This is a genomic window from Shewanella sp. AS16 (genome assembly GCF_021412365.1).
GTDB classification, from domain to species: Bacteria; Pseudomonadota; Gammaproteobacteria; order Enterobacterales; family Shewanellaceae; genus Shewanella; species Shewanella salipaludis.
In genome coordinates, this window is record NZ_JAKCLK010000244.1 from 1 (window position 1) to 292 (window position 292).

Below are 292 nucleotides of genomic sequence, written 5' to 3' on the forward strand. Positions count from 1 at the left end.
CACCTATTCCCAACCGGAATGGAAACATAACTTGTTCAACCATTATCTGGCGGTGCTTTACCGCTTTAAAGATGAAAGTGGCAATGAACAATTTAGCGGCGCAGTGGTGAAAACGCGTGAAGCAACGCCGGGTAAAGAAGTGGAGGCGATCACTCGCCGAATGCTTGATTTCAGCCCCCGACTGAAAAAACTCGCGGGTGTGCCATGTCAGGTCTATGTTCGCACCGTAGCGGCAAATAACGCCCAACCGCTAACCCAGGATCAATGCTTACGCGCGCTGCATCACTTACGT

General features: G+C 51.0%; 1 protein-coding gene. It reads left to right on the forward strand.

Features of this window, described 5'->3' with window-relative positions:
- Positions 1-292: YjeJ family protein (yjeJ, locus tag LZP73_RS20180; RefSeq protein ID WP_234236703.1), on the forward strand; the 292-nt coding region annotated here is incomplete at both ends.